Source organism: Dactylosporangium sp. NBC_01737 (genome assembly GCF_035963215.1).
In the GTDB taxonomy this organism is placed as follows: Bacteria; Actinomycetota; Actinomycetes; order Mycobacteriales; family Micromonosporaceae; genus Dactylosporangium.
Genome location: NZ_CP109153.1, coordinates 10,212,569 through 10,228,681, shown reverse-complemented (window position 1 = coordinate 10,228,681; position 16,113 = coordinate 10,212,569). Strand labels below are relative to the sequence as shown.

At 71.7% G+C, this 16,113-nt stretch carries 12 protein-coding genes; 4 read left to right on the top strand and 8 right to left on the bottom strand.

From position 1 onward, the window contains the following. Nucleotides 1–79: 79 nt before the first annotated feature. On the bottom strand, nt 80–826 hold the full coding sequence (locus tag OHA72_RS46920) for an N-acetyltransferase (RefSeq protein WP_327002585.1): 747 nt from the start codon (nt 824–826) through the stop codon (nt 80–82). Between the two features lie 130 nt (nt 827–956). Between OHA72_RS46920 and OHA72_RS46915 the strand changes: the two genes are divergently transcribed. Further along, nucleotides 957–3,968 (top strand): putative bifunctional diguanylate cyclase/phosphodiesterase, encoded by a 3,012-nt coding sequence (locus OHA72_RS46915; RefSeq protein ID WP_327002584.1) that lies wholly within the window; start codon nt 957–959, stop codon nt 3,966–3,968. On the opposite strand, the gene OHA72_RS46910 is transcribed toward OHA72_RS46915, so the two are convergent. Beyond that, nucleotides 3,949–4,479 (bottom strand): GNAT family N-acetyltransferase, encoded by a 531-nt coding sequence (locus OHA72_RS46910; protein WP_327002583.1) that lies wholly within the window; start codon nt 4,477–4,479, stop codon nt 3,949–3,951. The genes OHA72_RS46915 and OHA72_RS46910 overlap by 20 nt on opposite strands. 161 nt (nt 4,480–4,640) lie before the next feature. On the opposite strand from OHA72_RS46910, the gene OHA72_RS46905 reads away from it, so the two are divergent. The 3 genes from OHA72_RS46905 to OHA72_RS46895 all read left to right on the top strand — a co-directional run bounded on the left by OHA72_RS46905 (nt 4,641) and on the right by OHA72_RS46895 (nt 10,463). Beyond that, nucleotides 4,641–7,919 (top strand): BTAD domain-containing putative transcriptional regulator, encoded by a 3,279-nt coding sequence (locus OHA72_RS46905; protein WP_327002582.1) that lies wholly within the window; start codon nt 4,641–4,643, stop codon nt 7,917–7,919. A gap of 829 nt (nt 7,920–8,748) precedes the next feature. Then, nucleotides 8,749–9,936: a molybdopterin-dependent oxidoreductase gene (locus OHA72_RS46900; protein ID WP_327002581.1), complete on the top strand. Its 1,188-nt coding sequence runs from the start codon at nt 8,749–8,751 to the stop codon at nt 9,934–9,936. A 2-nt stretch (nt 9,937–9,938) separates the two neighbouring features. Next, the gene (locus tag OHA72_RS46895; protein ID WP_327002580.1) at nt 9,939–10,463 is read left to right on the top strand and encodes a hypothetical protein; all 525 of its coding nucleotides are present in this window, start codon (nt 9,939–9,941) and stop codon (nt 10,461–10,463) included. On the opposite strand, the gene OHA72_RS46890 is transcribed toward OHA72_RS46895, so the two are convergent. The 6 genes from OHA72_RS46890 to OHA72_RS46865 all read right to left on the bottom strand — a co-directional run bounded on the left by OHA72_RS46890 (nt 10,390) and on the right by OHA72_RS46865 (nt 15,920). Next, nucleotides 10,390–11,811 carry a glycosyltransferase 87 family protein gene (locus OHA72_RS46890; RefSeq protein ID WP_327002579.1) on the bottom strand — a complete coding sequence of 474 codons (1,422 nt, stop codon included), beginning with the start codon at nt 11,809–11,811 and terminating at the stop codon, nt 10,390–10,392. The two genes, OHA72_RS46895 and OHA72_RS46890, sit on opposite strands and share 74 nt — an antisense overlap. A 122-nt stretch (nt 11,812–11,933) precedes the next feature. After that, a complete protein-coding gene (locus OHA72_RS46885; RefSeq protein ID WP_327002578.1) occupies nt 11,934–12,602 on the bottom strand; it encodes a TIGR04282 family arsenosugar biosynthesis glycosyltransferase in 669 nt (222 codons plus the stop codon). Next, complete coding sequence (locus OHA72_RS46880; RefSeq protein WP_327011796.1) at nt 12,599–13,252, bottom strand: glycosyltransferase family 2 protein; 654 nt, start codon at nt 13,250–13,252, stop codon at nt 12,599–12,601. Before OHA72_RS46880 ends, OHA72_RS46885 begins: the two co-directional genes overlap by 4 nt. A 488-nt stretch (nt 13,253–13,740) precedes the next feature. Then, a complete protein-coding gene (locus tag OHA72_RS46875; RefSeq protein WP_327002577.1) occupies nt 13,741–13,878 on the bottom strand; it encodes a hypothetical protein in 138 nt (45 codons plus the stop codon). Between the two features lie 234 nt (nt 13,879–14,112). Then, on the bottom strand, nt 14,113–14,775 hold the full coding sequence (locus OHA72_RS46870; RefSeq protein WP_327002576.1) for a response regulator: 663 nt from the start codon (nt 14,773–14,775) through the stop codon (nt 14,113–14,115). After that, nucleotides 14,772–15,920 (bottom strand): sensor histidine kinase, encoded by a 1,149-nt coding sequence (locus tag OHA72_RS46865; RefSeq protein WP_327002575.1) that lies wholly within the window; start codon nt 15,918–15,920, stop codon nt 14,772–14,774. The genes OHA72_RS46870 and OHA72_RS46865 overlap by 4 nt, the downstream gene beginning before the upstream one ends. Nucleotides 15,921–16,113 lie beyond the last annotated feature (193 nt).

Sequence of the window (16,113 nt, the reverse complement as noted above, 5' to 3'; positions counted from 1 at the left end):
GCCGCAGCCGTAACCGGCCGAGACAGCGTGGGGTAAGGAAGCACAACACCACCATCCCGGTGAACGTCAGGTGGCGGCGCTAGAGGTCGTGCCGGTACCAGGCGTTCGCCTCGATGTATGTGGCGATGCCCCGCTCGGGATCGCACAGCACCGGCCCCAGGCCGCCGTCGACCACGACCGGCCCCGGCACGTCGAATGGTTGTCCGGTCCACTCCCGCCACTGCTCCAGGCCCGCGGTAATGGTCATCGAGTACGGCGCAACGGCGACGAAGCGGCCGCCGGCGCGCTCGTGCACTCGCAGCCAAGGGTCCTCGGCGGAGCTGTCCGGGCGGCGTCGGGTGATGTAGACCTCCAGCGGCACCAACGGCTGGAGATGTTTGTGCGTCGGGCGGACCGGCGCATGCAGCGCGGTGTGCCCGAGCCGCGCTGTATTGCGTCGCGCCAGCGCCAGCAGGTGCGCGGATACTCCGCGGCCACGCAGATCGGGACGCACCGTGGCGAACAGCGCCGACACGTCCGGCCCGGCCCGCCCAGCGAGCGTGTCGGCGGCCGCGGCGAGCAGTACCGCGTCGTAGCCGCCGAGTGGCAGGGCCTCGCCGGCAGTGAACGGCAGGGTGCACAGCATCGCTGCGGGGCGGCCGGTGCCGCGCTCAATGGCGAGCAGCGTGTACTCCGGGTGCCGCGCCACCAGCTCGGGGAACAACGCAGCGGAGACCGGATCCTGATACAGGAACGGCGCGACAGTCGGGTCGTCGAACTGCGCGGTCAGTGGTAGTCGGTCCGGCCGTTCGGCCAGAGTGGTCACCTCAAGCCAGGCAAAGTCCATATCGGCACCTTGCCAGATCAGCCGGAACCTTCACCCGGCGACGTCCTGCGCCGATGAGGATGCAGGCGGCCGGTACTTGCCCGCTTGGCGATCAGCGGAGACAGTAGCTCGGAGCGACGAAGGAGCGAGCGTGACAAGGCAGGTGACGTGGGCATATGCGCTGTGTGCGCTGACCCTCGCCGTCGGTTATGTCCTGCTGCCCGCGGCCGGTCTGCTCTGCTTTGCCGGCCTGGTGCTGAGCACGCTCGCCGCCATGATGTACGGCGTCGTCCGGCACCGGCCCCGCCACCGTCTGTCCTGGTTGCTGTGGGCTGCCGGCTCGCTCATGCTCGCAATCGGCACGGCGACCGCGGTCGTGCAGACCGACGTGCTGCAGTCCACAGCGTACCCCTCGATCGTCGACGCAGTGTCGCTCGGCACCACGTTCCCGCTGCTGCTGCTCGGCCTGCTGCGGCTGAGCCGCTCCGGCGCGGTGAACCGCGACTGGGTAACCGTCATCGACTCGCTCATCTTCACCGCCGGCGCCGGCCTCCTCGCCTGGGTATTCCTCATTGACCCTTACCTGGGCGACCCCGGCCTGAACACCGCCCAGAAAGCCGTCTCCATCGCCTATCCGCTCTGCGACGTCCTCCTGCTCTCGATCATGGTGCGGATGGCGCTGTCGGCGCGGCGCAGCTGGAGCGTGGCGCTACTGCTGACCTCCGGAGCGGTGCTCCTCGTCTCCGACGTCGTTTTCAGCCTGCGTCGCCTCAACGGCGATTGGGGCCTCGGCAGTTTCGTCGATCTCGGCTGGATCCTCTTCTTCGCGACCGGTGGTCTCGCCGCACTGCACCCGTCAATGGTCCAGCTCACTGAACCACGAGTCATCGGCACCACCGAACTCAAGCCCCGACGGGCAGCACTTGGCATCGCCTCGCTCGTCGCGCCCGGCATCCTGTTCGCCGAGGCGCTGTCCGGGCCGGTCCGCAACGGCCTCGTCATCTCCGTCGGTTCGGCCGCACTCGTCGCACTGTCGCTGAGCCGGGTCTGGCTCGCAGCCCGCAGCGTCGGACACGCCCTGACCCGCGAGCGGGAACTGCGCCGAGCCTGCGAGGCCCTACTGTCGGCGACCGATGTGGTTGCCGTCGAACGAGTCGTCAAACAGGCGGTCAGCGCCCTGCTGCGCAGCGGGACCGCCCACCGCACAGTCCTCGTCGTTCACCCGCCGGGCGCCGTGCCCGCCGCTGAAGACCGGGACCCATCGATGAGCATGCGCTACGTTGCCCAGCTGAAGGGCGGCCGCGCCGGCCTGGCCCGCGAGCTGGACGGCTTCGAGCTGGCGCTGCACTGTCCGCTGTCGATCGGCGGTGTCCGCCTCGGCGAACTGTGGGTGGCAGCCCACGAGCGTGCCCTGATCACGCTGCAGGAGTCAGGTCGCGTCCTCGCCGGACAGGCGGCCAGCATGATCGACCACATCGTGTTGAACCGAGAGATCACTCGGCGGGACAGCGAGGCATACTTCAGAACCCTGGTGCTGAACGCCGCTGACGTGATCCTCATCGTCGGCGAAGATGACCGCGTCACATACGCCAGCCCGTCGGCCCGGCCGCTGCTCGGCGCCATCATCAACGGCCGCCCTGTCACAGACCTGCTCCGACCGGCCGACGTCGATGATCAGGCGGACTTCGCCGACCCCACTGCCGTCGCCGGCCGCCCGCACCTCATCTCCCGGCCAGACGGCAGCACCGCCGAGGTCGAGGTGACCGTGCGCGACCTCACCGCGGAACCGACCGTCGCCGGGCGGGTGCTGACGCTGCACGACGTCACAGAACGTCGCCGCCTCGAACGTGAGCTGCTCGACCGGGCATACCTCGACCCGCTCACCGGCCTGGGCAATCGCCTGAGGTTCCAGGACCACGTCCACATCGCCCTCGCAGGCGACGATTCCGTTGCCGTACTGCTCGTCGACATCGACGGGTTCCGAACCGTCAACGACACCATGGGCCAGGACGTCGGCGACGAGCTGTTGCAGGCTTTCGCCCGCCGCCTCGTCGAGGTCTGCCCGCGCCCAGCAACCGTGACCCGACTCGGCGCCGATGAATTCGGCGTGCTCATCGCCCCCGCAGACGTCGCTGGGATCGAGGAACTCGCCCAGCGGATCGTCGACGAATTTCGTCCGCCGTTCGTCGTCGGCGGCAGCGTGGTCAGCGCCCAACCGAGTATCGGCATCGCGCTCGCCGCCGATGTGGCCGACGTTGCCCAACTGCTCGGCGAGGCCGACGTTGCCCTGGACAGCGCCAAGGGCACCGGCGAGCGCTGGCGCCGTTACGAGTCCGCGATGCACGCCGACACCATGCGCCGCATGCGGCTGCGCGCCGACCTCGACCAGGCACTCGCCGACGACGCATTCGTCCTGCACTACCAGCCGATCGTCGACCTCGGAACCGGCCGGCCGCACGGCTGCGAAGCCCTCGTGCGTTGGCAGCACCCGTCGCTGGGTCTGGTGCCACCGCTGGAGTTCATCGAGATCGCCGAGGAATGCGGCCTGATCGTCCCGCTCGGGGACTGGGTGATGCGCAACGCCATCGCCGCCGCAGTCAAGTTCCGCCAGCTGTACCCGCAGCACGCCCAGACAATGAGCGTCAACGTCTCCGTCCGTCAGTTCCGCTCACCCGGCTTCGTCCAGCGCGTCCTCACCGAGCTGGCGCAGGCCCGGCTACCCGCCGACGCCCTCACGGTGGAGATCACCGAGAGCCTGCTCCTCGGCGACGACGAGCACATCCACACCGACCTGGCCACCTTGCGTTCCGCGGGTGTACGGATCTCAATCGACGACTTCGGCACCGGCTACTCGTCGCTGTCCTATCTGCACCGCGTCCCTGTTGACGCGCTCAAGCTCGACAAGTCGTTCGTGGACACGATCGGGACCTCACGCCGGCAGCATGACCTGGTCAACGGCATCGTCCAACTGGCTCACACCCTGGACCTCGACGTGGTCGCCGAAGGCATCGAAGTCGCCGCCCACCGCGAGCTCCTGGCCGACCTCGGCTGCGGCTACGGCCAGGGCTATCTGTTCACCCGGCCCCTGCCGTACGCCGAGGTCCTCACCTGGCTGCAGACCACCTTCTCGGCACTCAGCCCGGTCAAGGACCCGGTGCTCTGACATCACTGGGCTTCGGTGGCGTCTCGGTCAGGTCCAGGAGCCAATGCTCCGAGCGCATCGGGACGCCTTCGTAGTCCACGTCACACGGACCGGTTTTGACGAACCCGGTCCGCCGCGCCACCGCCGCCGCCGCTCTGTTCCCGGTCCCGATGAACGCGTGGATCTCCCGCACCAGTTTCGAGGCCTGTACCTCAGCGACGATGAGCCGTACCGCGCCCGCCCCGAGCCCGTGCCGCTGCCCAAGCCCAGGCCGCAGCATGATGCCCAGCTCGGCTATCGTCCGGCCGCCCCAGGTGCTGTGAAACACGGCCACCACGCCCGCAGGCGAATCACCGGGGCCGTCCAAGATGGTGCGATACCACGCCATGGAGCCGCCGTTGAGGCGCTGCTCGTGCACCCGGTCGGCCCGCCCGTCCGGCGCGGCACCACCAAGGTGCTGCATGACCTCGGGATCGCCTTCGAGCTCCATGGTCAGCCAGCGGTCCTCTTCGGCATACGGCCTGAGCCTCATACCAACGAACGGTACGACCTCAGCGCACTGCCGGCATGACATCAACAGCACCTGATGATCGCCGAGACCGCATTGGACCGGGCGCCGGTGAACCGGCAGAATCGGCGCCGGCAGATTTCTGCCGGCGTCGTGCCGTTCGGCACCCGGTCCAGAGGTATCGCATGCAGTCGTCCGCCCAGGCGGGGCACCGTCCGGTCTCCGTCGGAATGCTCATCGAACGGCACCGGCGGAAGGCCGGACTCACTCAGGAGTCACTCGCCGAGCGCAGCGGGATCAGCGTCCGGGCGCTGCGCGACATCGAACGGGACCGGGTGCGGCACCCGCACACCGGGTCCCTGCGCCGCCTCGCCGCGGCGCTCGGGCTGTCTGCGGAGGAACTCGGCGAACTGCTCGAGGTGCTCGACCGCAGCGGCCGCGAGCGGCGCGAGACGACCCGGGTCGACGTGCTCGGTCCGCTGACGGTGTCCCGGGGCGGACAGCCGATCGGGATCGCCACGTCGGCCCAGCGCGGGCTGCTCGGCTTGCTGGCCCTGCAGGCCGGCCGGCCGGTGTCGCGGGACGAGATCGTCGAGGCCCTATGGGGTGCCCGGCCGCCGAAGACCGCCGTGACCCAGGTCCACGCGGCCGTCGGGCGGCTCCGCGCGGTCCTGGAGCCGGATCGCGGCCAGCGCTCGGCGGACGGCGTCCTGCCGTTGACGCACAGCGGGTACCGACTCCGCATCGGCAACGACGCGGTGGACGTGACACGGTTCGTCGGGCTGGTCGCGGCGGCGACGAAGGTTGAGGCGTCGCTGCCGGCGGAGGCGCTGGGCCTGCTCGAGGAGGCATTGCGATGCTGGCGCGGGCCCGTGCTCGCCGACGCCAACGCCCGCTTGCGTGGGCACCCGTCGGCAACCGCGCTCGGGCAGCAGAGGCTCGCTGCGGCGCTGCGCCTCGCCGACCTGGCGATCGAGCTGCGGCTGTACGAGCGGGCAGTCGCGCCGCTGCGGCACCTGACCCGCGACGAGCCGTTCCATGAAGGGCTGTACACCCGCCTGATGCTCCTGCTGGCCGGTGGCGGCGAGCGGGCCGATGCGCTGCGCCTGTACGCCGAGGTGCGCGCCCGGCTGGTCGATGAGCTCGGGGTGGAGCCGTCGCAGGAGATGCAGGCCGCGCACGTACGGGTGCTGCGCGGCGAGGTGCCGCAGGCGCACGCGACGGTCGAGGCGGCCCGGCCATCGATGGTCGCGCCGGTCCCGGCCCTGCTCCCGCCGGACATCCCCGACTTCACCGGGCGGGCGGCCGAGGTGTCCGCCGCCGGGAAACTGCTCGCTGCGAGCAAGCAAGCGCTGGTCGTCGTCGGGGTCGCGGGCATGGGCGGGGTCGGCAAGACAGCGTTCGCGGTGCACGTCGCGCACAGGTTGGCCGCCGAATACCCGGACGGCCAGTTGTATGTGAACCTGCGCGGCAACGACCCGTCCCGGCCGCCGCCGATCGAGGTGCTGGGCTGGTTCCTGCGCGCGCTCGGCGTCGACAGCCACGCGGTGCCCGACGACCCGGTCGAGGCCTCCGCGCTGTACCGCAGCCGTGTCGCCGGGCGGCGCATCCTCGTCGTGCTCGACAACGCCGCCGCCGAGGACCAGGTACGGCCGCTGCTGCCGGGCTCGGCGACCTGCGCGGTCATCGTCACCGGCCGGGCGCGGCTGGCCGGCGTCGAGGGCGTCCGCTGGTTCGACCTCGGCGACTTCGCGCTCACCGACGCGCTGCGCCTGCTGAGTGAGGTCGCTGGCGCGGACCGGGTCGCGGCCGAGCCCGCCACCGCGGCCGACCTCGTGCACCTGTGCGGACGGCCCCTCGCCGTCCGTGTCGCCGGCGCCCGGCTCGCCGCCCGGCCGGGCTGGCGCCTGGCCGACCTCACCGCGCTGCTCGCCGACGAACGCCGCCGCCTCGACCGGCTCGCCGCCGGCGACCTGGAGGTGCGCGCATCGCTGGCGTTGAGCTACCGCGGCCTGAGCGACGTGCCGCAGCGGCTGCTGCGGATGCTCGGCCTGTTCGACGCGCCCGATGTGCCGGTCTGGCTGGCCGCCTGCCTGCTGGAGGTGCCACTCGACGACGCGATCGATCACCTCGACGCGCTCGTGGACGCGCAGTTGCTGATGCTCGCTCGCAGCGACGCGATCGGGCAGGTGCGCTACCGGCTGCACGACCTGGTCCGGCTCTACGCCCGTTCGCTCGCGGAGCCGGTCGAATCCGCGAGCGCGCTGGCCCGCGGCCTGGGCACATGGCTGGCCCTGGCCGAACGGATGGCCGTCGCCGTGCCGGGTCCGTGCTTCGCAGTGCTGTCCGGCCCGGCCCCGCGCCCGCCGGTGCCCGAGCTGATCCGCTTCGACCCCCTGGAGTGGTTCGACGCCGAACGATCAGCGCTGCTGGCCTCGGTGCGGCAGGCGTGCGAGCACGGCCTCGACGACCTGGCGTTCGGCCTGGCCGCCTCGCTGGAGAAGTACTTCGACCTGCGCGGCATGTACGAGTCGTGGCGTGCCACCAACGAGCGGGTCATGCTGCTGTGCCAGGGCACCGGCAACACGCTCGGCGAGGCGGTGATGCTCCGCGGCCTGGCCGAGGTGCGCACCTGGAACAGCACCAACGCCGACGCCATGGCGGCCTTCGAGGCGGACGGTCGACGGCTGCTGGTGATGTTCACCGCCCTGGACGAGCCACGTGGGATGGCCGACGCGGAGGTCATGCTCTCGTGGGGCCTCTCCGCCCGCGGCGCCCTGCCGGCGGCCCTGGCTGCGGCCGAACGCGGACTGCGCCTGGCGACCGACGCCGGTCATCTGGGCGGCCGGGCACGCGCACGCGTGGCCATCGCCCTCGCGTACCGCGAGCAGGGCCGCTTCGACGGCATCCTGGACCACCTGTATGCCGCCCTCGACGACGCCCGCGCCCTGGGCAACCCGCGCTACGAGGCCACGGTCCTGCAGTTCCTCGGCATCGGCCACGGCGAGGCGGGCCTCCTCGACGAGGCGCTGGACTACCTCGACGAGTCGCGGGCCATCTCCCAGCGCTACCGCGACCACTACGCGGAGGCGCTGACGATGCTCGCCTTGTCGCGGGTGTACTCCAAGCAGGCCGACCCGCGGGCCCGGTCCGCCGCCGAGGCCGCCCTGGCGATGGGCCGTGAGTACAACATGTCCCACCACGTGGCCGACGCCCTGGGGTTGCTGGGCGAGTTCGACCTGGCCGACGGTCGCCAGGCCGACGCGCTTGCCCATCTGACGGAGTCGGTGCGCCTGTGGCGGACCCGAGGATGGCCGTCCTTCCTGGCGGCGGCCCTGCGCACCCTCGGCGACGCGCAGTCGGCGACCGACCCCGCAGCGGCCCGCGCCTCGTGGACGGAGGCCCGCGACCTGTACGCAGCACTGGGCGCGACCCGCGAGGCGACCGAACTGGACGCAAGGTGACGGCCGCCGCCGGGCCTCGTCAGCGGCGGTTCAGAAGACCAACGGTGTGCCCGACCAGCCGCCCTGCGCCGTCGCCGGATCCGGCAGTTCGACGCGTCCCGACCTGCCGGTCGCGCATCACGGTGCGGCCTGGCCTGCACCGGACGGTCCGGGTCACGGCGTAGCCGCCGCTAAGCCTCACCCTGAAAGCTTGCAGGGGTGCGGGGGCTTGGGCGCCGCGCTGCGGGGGCGCGGCGCCCAGGGGTTCGTTGGTGAGGTCAGCTCCGTGAAAGCGGGGGCGGCTCAATGCGCTCATACAAGCCGATCGCCCGGTGATTGTGGGCCATCACGTTGAGCTCGATGGTCAGTCAGCGGTCCGCTTCGGCATACGGTCTGAGCCTCATACCAACGAACGGTACGACGTGACCACAGGCCTGACCGTCCTCGGTTCAACTCGGTATCACGTTTGCCATCCGGCCGAACGGGCACGTAGGGCGCGGCATGCTGGGCTCGACCTGGCCATGACCTGCTGAAGCGCGTCCATCGGCCCGTGGCACGGGCTACCTGCCTGGCGGCAACCGTGGGTTGGCAGGGGCTGCAGGGACGGCGCGAACATCGGTCCGGCTCTGGCCGATGCACGGAAGGCAGGTGCGGAGTGCCCGACGATCACACCGGCCCGGGCGTGGCGGGGCGACCCGGACGAGATGCGGAACCGGCGCGGCGCCGGTGGACCGTGCCGGGAGCCCGGCTCCGGAAGCTGGTGTGGAAGGTCGCCGCAGGCGCTGCGCCACCAGGTCCGTTCCGTCGCGAGTTCTGGCGCAGTCCGATCCGTGGCCCGTGGCTCACCTCGGTGTTCGGTCTGCTGCTGCTGGCCGGCGTCACGGTGGTGTTCGTGACCGGTCTGCTGTCCTACGCCGCCTACAACCCCGATCTGGGGAACGACACCACCCCGGACAAGGGGTTGCTGGGGTTCTACCTGTTCGACTGGCCGACACACCCGGCCTGGCTGTACCGGCTCACGCAGGGAGTCCACGTCACGCTCGGCGTGGTACTCGTTCCAGTGCTGCTGGCCAAGCTGTGGTCGGTCATCCCAAAGCTGTTCGACTGGCCACCCGTGCGTAGCCCCGCGCAGGCCCTGGAACGGCTGTCGCTGCTCCTGCTGGTGGGTGGGGCGATCTTCGAGTTCGTGACCGGGATCCTCAACATCCAGCTCTTCTACGTCTTTCCCGGCTCCTTCTACAGCCTGCACTTCTACGGCGCCTGGGTGTTCATCGCCGCGTTCGTCGCCCACGTGGCCCTGAAGATCGGCCGGATGACACGTGCCCTGCGCTCTCGCAGACTGCGCGACGAACTGCGCACCGACCTGTCCCACACCCGGCCGGAGCCCCCGGACCCCGACGGCCTGGTGCCGGCCGAACCGGCCGCGCCGACGATGACACGCAGGGGCGCACTGGGGATGGTAGGCGCCGGCTCACTGGTCCTGTTCGCGCTCACGGTCGGACAGAGTCTCGGGGGACCGCTTCGGCGCACGGCGCTGCTGGCGCCCCGCAACCGCAACCCCGGCAGCGGGCCCAACGGCTTCCAGATCAACAGGACGGCCGCTGCTGTCGGCATCGCCGCTGCCGACGTCGACACCACGTGGCGGCTGGTGGTGCGTGGCGACGATCGCGAACTGAGCCTGACCCGGGCACAGGTCCTGAACCTGCCGCAGCACACCTCCGCATTGCCGATCGCCTGCGTCGAAGGGTGGTCCACCGAAGATCAGCAATGGAGCGGAGTACGGCTTGCCGTCCTGGCCGCCCTCGTCGGCCCGCCCGACGTGGCGAACGTCCTCGTGGAGTCCGTGCAACAGACCGGGTCCTTCCGGTCCGCTGTCCTGCGCGACAACCAGATCCGCGACCCGCGCTCCCTGCTCGCGCTCCGGGTGAACGGCGCGGAGCTCTCGCTCGACCACGGCTACCCCGCCCGTGTCATCGTCCCGGCCAACCCTGGTGTGAACAACACCAAATGGGTGGCGGCACTGACCTTCCGGACGTGACGATGGCCCGATTCGTGCGCTGGTACGGCGCGAACCCCCTGCATCTGCTCGCGCTCATCTGCTCCTTCGCCGTGGCAGCCTATGCGGCCGTGCGGCTCTTCGCCGTCCAACCGCTCGGCGTGGCCGTCTGGTTCGTCGGCGCAGCGATAGGCCACGACCTCATCCTGTTCCCCCTGTACACCATCGCCGACCGGTCGGCCCAATCGGTGTTGCACCATCGCGCCGACCGTTTGCCGGCCGTGCCCTGGGTCAACTACCTGCGCGTCCCGGCATTCCTGTCCGGCCTGCTCCTCCTCGTCTGGTTCCCCCTGATCTTCAGGATGGTCAACGGATTCCACGACGCCACCGGGCTGTCGCTGGACGTCTATCTCGGTCGATGGCTGGCGGTCACCGCTGTCCTGTTCGGCGCGGCAGCGGTCGCCTTCGCCCTGTCGCTTCGCCGGGCCCGCCGGGTCATCGGCACTCAAGAGCGCCGCCGCGCACCCGGCCGCGGCGACGACGAGCCGCAGCACGGCGGGCCGCAATGACGAATGGAGGTGCCGAGGCCGAGCCCCTTGCCCGCTTTCGGCGGATGGCGGCCACCACGACTGCGATGAGGGCAGCGCCGTACCCGATGCGCTGCGCGGTGCCGGTGGCGAGGTGTACACCGGCGGCGTACTGCGCGAGATATGCGGCGAAGGCGACGGCCAGCCATTCCGTGCGACCGGACAGGGCGACGAGCAGCACGAGCAGCAGCGCGTACCAGGGGTAGCTGGGAGCGGCGACGATGAGGGCAGCACCGGTCATGGTGGTGGCAGCCAGCCACGGTCGGTCGGGTTGTGCGGTGCGGGCAGCCAGCAGCGCGACGGCGGCGAGGACGGCGACCGCGGCAGGCCCGGCCCAGGCGTCCGGCAGGACCAGCGTCAGCAGGGCGAACCGTGGACCGGTGAGGTAGCCCTCCTCGTTGAGGTAACCCGGGAGGTATCCGATCGCGTCGGCGCCGACGACCGCCAGGTGAGGAAGGTAGACCACGGCGACCGCGGCGGCGGTGGCTGTGGCGACGAGGACCGGGCGCCGGCGCAGCACGGCGGGCGCGACGAGTATCGGAGTGAGTTTGGTGGCCACCGCGAGCCCGAGCAGCACACCGCCGAGCGCGGTGGCGCGGCGGGAGCCCGCCCGGGCGAGGACCAGCAGGGCCAGGCCGGTGACAAACACGGCGACGACGTCGACGTGGGCGTTGTTGCCCGCCTCCAGCGCGACGGTCGGGCACCACGCCCACAGGACCGCCAGCCGCGGATCGGCCCGGCCTGACCGCAGCCCGACCAGCAGCAGAATCGTCGTGGCCAGGGCGAACGCGGTCATCACCAGCTGGAGTGGCCGTTCCCGGCTGTGCGGTGGCGACACCTGCTGGGTAGCCCAGAACAGCGCCTGCGCGACGGGCGGATAGACGGTGTGGACGGTCGGCCGATTGATCAGCGTGCATCCAGCCGCGAGCGGACGGCCACGATCGGGATCGACGGCATCGGCCGGCACGCACCAGGTGGCCCGTGCGGGCCACAGGAAGTCGTCGCGTTGCCCAGCCAGCTCGGGTGCCGCCGGGACGTAGCGGTAGGCGTCGATGCCGGCTGCCTGTACCCGGCCGTCCCAGATGTAGCGGTACATGTCGTCGCTGCTGCGCGGCGGCGCGGACGCGGCCGCCAACGGCAGCGCGGCGCCGCCGAGGACGATCAGGATGCTTGCGGTCCGGACCGGAAGCCGGCGCACCAGCCAGCCGCCGGCGGCGAAGACCAGCCAGGCGCCACCGACGAACACGACCGCGCGGACCGGTCCGGCGAGTCGCGGCAGCACCTCGGCCGGCTGGGCCACCAGCACGGCGAGCACGGCGCCGGCCAGCACCGCACCCGCGGTGGCAAGGCCGTGCCGGACGGGTCGTCGGCACCACATCGAGCGCGGGCCACGCGTTGTCGGCCCAGCGTTGTCGGCCGTCGTTTCGCGGCCGTCGGCCGGCAGCGGCGGGGTCATCCCCAACCGGGGCCGGAGCGTGACGCGGCCGGGTCGCGGGCGGGCAGGTTGGCCCGGACGGCGGCGGCGAAGCGGCCACCGTGGCACTGCTCGGCGACAGCGTAGGCGTCCTCGACGGTGTCGACGTCGCGCAGGGTGCCCATCAGGGTGACGGCCAGACCACGACGGCGCAGCGCGGTGAGGGTGTGTCTGCCGGTGTCGGGGGTGGACATCGGTACGTCGTGCAGTGCGGCGGCGGCCGCCGGGTCGGGCAGTCCCAGCGTCCACCAGCCCCCATCGTGGGCCGGGCCGAGCACGGCGTCGGCGCCGCTGTCGAGGGCCTCAACGGCGGAGCCCAGCAACACCGTGGTCAGTTGCGGGGTGTCCATACCCAGCAGCAGCGTGGCGGTGCCCGGCAGGGCGGTGTCGGTGTAGGCGTGGACGAGACGCTGGGCGAGGCCGGTGCCGTGCTGGGCCACGGTGCGCCAGCCGGGCGGCACCGGATACTGTCCGCTGAGGACGAGGGTGCGCCGGACGGCGGGGGTCACGTCGAGCACGTCGATGGTGTCGGCCAGGGCGGCGGCAGCGATCGCGGCGGCCTGCGCGGCGCTTGCGGGCGGGCACAGCCGGGTCTTGACCCGCCCGGGCACCGGCGCTTTGGCGAAGACCAGCAGCTGGACGCTCACCTGGCGAGGACCTTCGCCATGTCGTGCACGGCCCGGGCGGTGCCCCGCACCGTGCCGGTCACCTTGGATTGTGTGCCGTCAGCGCGGGGAGCGTAGTCGACGTCGGTCTCCTGGATGCGCCAGCCGGCGCGCGCCGCCGCCATGACCATTTCGAGGGGGTAGCCGAAGCGCCGGTCGCGCAGGTCCAGGGCGAGCAGGTCCGCGCGGCGCGCGGCGCGCATCGGCCCGAGGTCGTGCACCGGCACGCCGGTCGCGCGGCGCAGCCGCCGGGCGAGCAGTGCGTTGGCGAGGCGGGCGTGCAGCGGCCAGGCCCGCAGCGTCGTGGGGCGGCGCCTTCCGAGGACCAGGTCGGCGGCGCCGAGCCGGACCGGCTCCGCGACCCGGCGCAGCTGCTCGGGGTCGAAGGAGCCGTCGGCGTCGCATATGCACACGATGTCGGCGGTGGCGGCGAGCAGCCCGGTGTGCGCGGCGGCGCCGAACCCGCGTTGCGGCACGTGTACCACGACAGCGCCGTGGGCCGCGGCGATCTGCGCGGAGCCGTCGGTGGAGCCGTTGTCCGCGACGATCGGGCGGTATCCGGCGGGCATGCGCGACAGTACCCAGGGCAGCGCGGGCGCCTCGTTGAGACAGGGCAGCACCACATCCGTCACGACCTCGACGCTACCCAGGCGGCATTGCGACGGGCACCGTACGGTGAAGGTGAAAACGCTGCGAACCGCACCCGTTGCCGGAAGAATCGGTGGGTGCGGGCCCTGGTCACCGTCGGCGCCGGCAACCGGGTACAACGAGCTGGTCACCCGCTCGACGCAGGCCTCACCGACGGCGGTCGAATTCGTCGTGCCGTCGATCACCAGCGACAACCTCAACGATTTCCTGGGCATCCCGGCCGGGTTCGTCGGCCCTGCGGCGGCGTCCCTCGTCCGCGCGGCGAACCCGCACGTGCAGTGGGCCGAACTGGAAGGCCACGGTTTCGGTGTGTCGAGGTTCGGCCCGAGTCGTGCCGGATGGACTGGTTCCACGTCCGGGACCGGACCAGCCGCACCACGACGGCGCGCAGGGTCGCCGGCTACACGGTGAGCTCGGGCGTCGCCCGCCTCCACGCCGCATAACGCCGACGTCGTGTCCGAGGCGGCAGCGTTCAGGCGGCCGCCCCGGAACCGGCGCCGTCCCCGGGCAGGGGCGGCTGGAATGCGTCCGGCTCCCGCACCCACCATCCAGCGACCGCCGCTCGCAGGACGGCGTCGAGGCCGCGCACCGTGTGCCGCCGGTCGTACATGTCGATGGCATCGCTGAGGCGGCGGCCGTGGCAGGTCTGCGTGATGTGCGTGGCGCCGCCCAGCTTGATGAACCACGGCGACCTGGATCCACCGACACACCCACCTGCAGGGCGGCAGCCGATCCGGAGGCGGCCACTGATACTCGTTGACCCCGTCCATCACCCGACCGGTGATCGCGGTGATCCGGTCCTTGGGCACCCCGCCCCGCCGCACAGGTCGCATGGTGCATCCGGTCAGGTGCTTCCAGGGATGACGAGTCCGGTTTCGTAGGCGATGACCACGAGTTGGGCGCGGTCGCGGGCGTCGAGTTTGGTCAGCAGGCGACTGACGTAGGTGCGGGCGGTGTCCGGGCTGAGGTGCAGTTCGGCGCCGATCTCCGCGTTCGACCGTCCGGTGCCGACCTGTGTCAGGACGTCACGTTCGCGTTCGGTGAGCCCGGCGAGCCGTCGGGAGTCCGCCATGGGGGAGCGGGCCGCGGCGGCAAGGACGCGCCGGGTGACGGCGGGGGAGAGCAGTGCGTCGCCGCCGGCCACGGTGCGGACGGCGTCACGCAGGGCGTCGGGTGGGGTGTCCTTGAGGAGGAAGCCGGCCGCGCCGGCGCGGATAGCCTCAAAGAGGTACTCGTCGTCGTCGAAGGTGGTCAGCATGACGACCTGGACGTCGGTGAGCTGCGGGTCGGTCAGGATGCGCCGGGCGGCCTCGATGCCGTCCGTGCCGGGCATTCGCACGTCCATGAGCACCACGTCGGGTCGCTCGGTGCGGACGGTGTCCAGACCCGTTGCGCCGTTACCGGCCTCGCCGACGACGGTGATGTCCGGTGCGCGGTCGAGCAGCGCGCGGAGCCCGGCGCGGACGAGGTGCTGGTCGTCGACAACGACCACCCGGACGTCCGTCATGCTGTGCTCCCGGCCAGCGGCAGGCGTGCGTGCACGCGGAATCCGCCGCGCTCGCTGTTGCCGGCTTCGACGGTACCGCCGAGCAGTGAGACCCGCTCGGACATTCCGCGCAGGCCCTGGCCGTTGGTGTCCAGCGGTGCGCCGGGCGGTACGCCTCGGCCGTCGTCCACGATCTCGAGCGACAGCCGGGGTCCTGTCGCCTGGACAGTGACGTGCACCTGGCTGGCGTGTGCGTGCCGCAGGGTGTTGGTGAGCGCTTCCTGGACGATCCGGTAAGCGGTCGTGGCCACGACGGCGGGCAGGGCGTCGACGTGGCCGGTGACGCGCAGCTCGACGGGCAGGCCGCTGTGGCGCACGCCGTCGACGAGGGTGTGCAGTTGGTCGAAGCCCGGCGCGGGTTCGCGGGCGCCGGAGTCGTGGCGGAGGGTCTGCAGGGTGGCGCGTAGCTCGGCCATCGCGCTGCCACCGGCTGAGCTGATCGCGGCGAGCGCGGTCCTGGCCTGGCCGGGTGCGTTGTCGGCGAGGGCCTCCTGTGCCACCGCCGACTGCAGGGTGATGACCGACATCGTGTGGCCGAGGGTGTCGTGCACCTCCCTGGCGATGCGCAGCCGCTCGGCCTCGACCTGCCGGGCGGCCTCCCGGCGACGGTCCTCGGCGGCGGCAGCGGCCTGCCGGGCCATCTCGGCCCGCAGCGACCTCCTGCTGCGGACCGCGTCGCCGAGGGTGATGACGGCGAGCATCAGCGCGGCCTCGGAGCCGAGGTCGAAGCCCACGACGATCGAGACGTCGTCGCCCTCGACCAGCCGCATGCCCACCGACAGCGCCAGCAGGCCGCCGCCGACGACCGCAGCCGGCAACACCCTGCCGCGCTCCGCCGCCGTGTACAGCACGGCGGCCGTCGGAGCGGCCAGGCCGATCGCCGGGAGATCCAGCGAGTAGTACACGACGATGCCGACCGCGGTGGCCAGCAGCGCGGGGACCGGCCACTGGCCGCTGCACAGCAGCAGCGCGCCGAAGCCGACCGCGAAGCCGTAGGCGAGCACAGCCCGGCCGGGCGGCCCGCCGTCGGTGACCGCGGCCGCCGCGACCAGGCAGAAGGTGGCGACACCGAGCAACGCATCGGTGCGGGTGGGTCGGCAACGCACACCAGCAGCGTAGAACGGCGCGCCGTGCTTGCGCTGTCGCCGTGGAGCGTCAGGTCCCCGGCGCCGCGTACGCCAGGAAGCGACTCCGGTCCGCTCCCGCAGGCGGCAGACGGCAACGCTCACGGACCGCAGCATGGTTGACGACCACATGGATCGCGCCTGGGACGGCGCGCATCGACGCAGGAGGACTCGA

Excerpts from the sequence above, each read along its gene's own strand:
- OHA72_RS46910 (WP_327002583.1), bottom strand. The coding sequence starts at position 4,479 with ATGAGGCTCAGGCCGTATGCCGAAGAGGACCGCTGGCTGACCATGGAG.
- OHA72_RS46895 (WP_327002580.1), top strand. The coding sequence starts at position 9,939 with ATGGCCCGATTCGTGCGCTGGTACGGCGCGAACCCCCTGCATCTGCTC.
- OHA72_RS46905 (WP_327002582.1), top strand. The coding sequence starts at position 4,641 with ATGCAGTCGTCCGCCCAGGCGGGGCACCGTCCGGTCTCCGTCGGAATG.
- OHA72_RS46875 (WP_327002577.1), bottom strand. The coding sequence starts at position 13,878 with ATGTACGACCGGCGGCACACGGTGCGCGGCCTCGACGCCGTCCTGCGA.
- OHA72_RS46870 (WP_327002576.1), bottom strand. The coding sequence starts at position 14,775 with ATGACGGACGTCCGGGTGGTCGTTGTCGACGACCAGCACCTCGTCCGC.
- OHA72_RS46920 (WP_327002585.1), bottom strand. The coding sequence starts at position 826 with ATGGACTTTGCCTGGCTTGAGGTGACCACTCTGGCCGAACGGCCGGAC.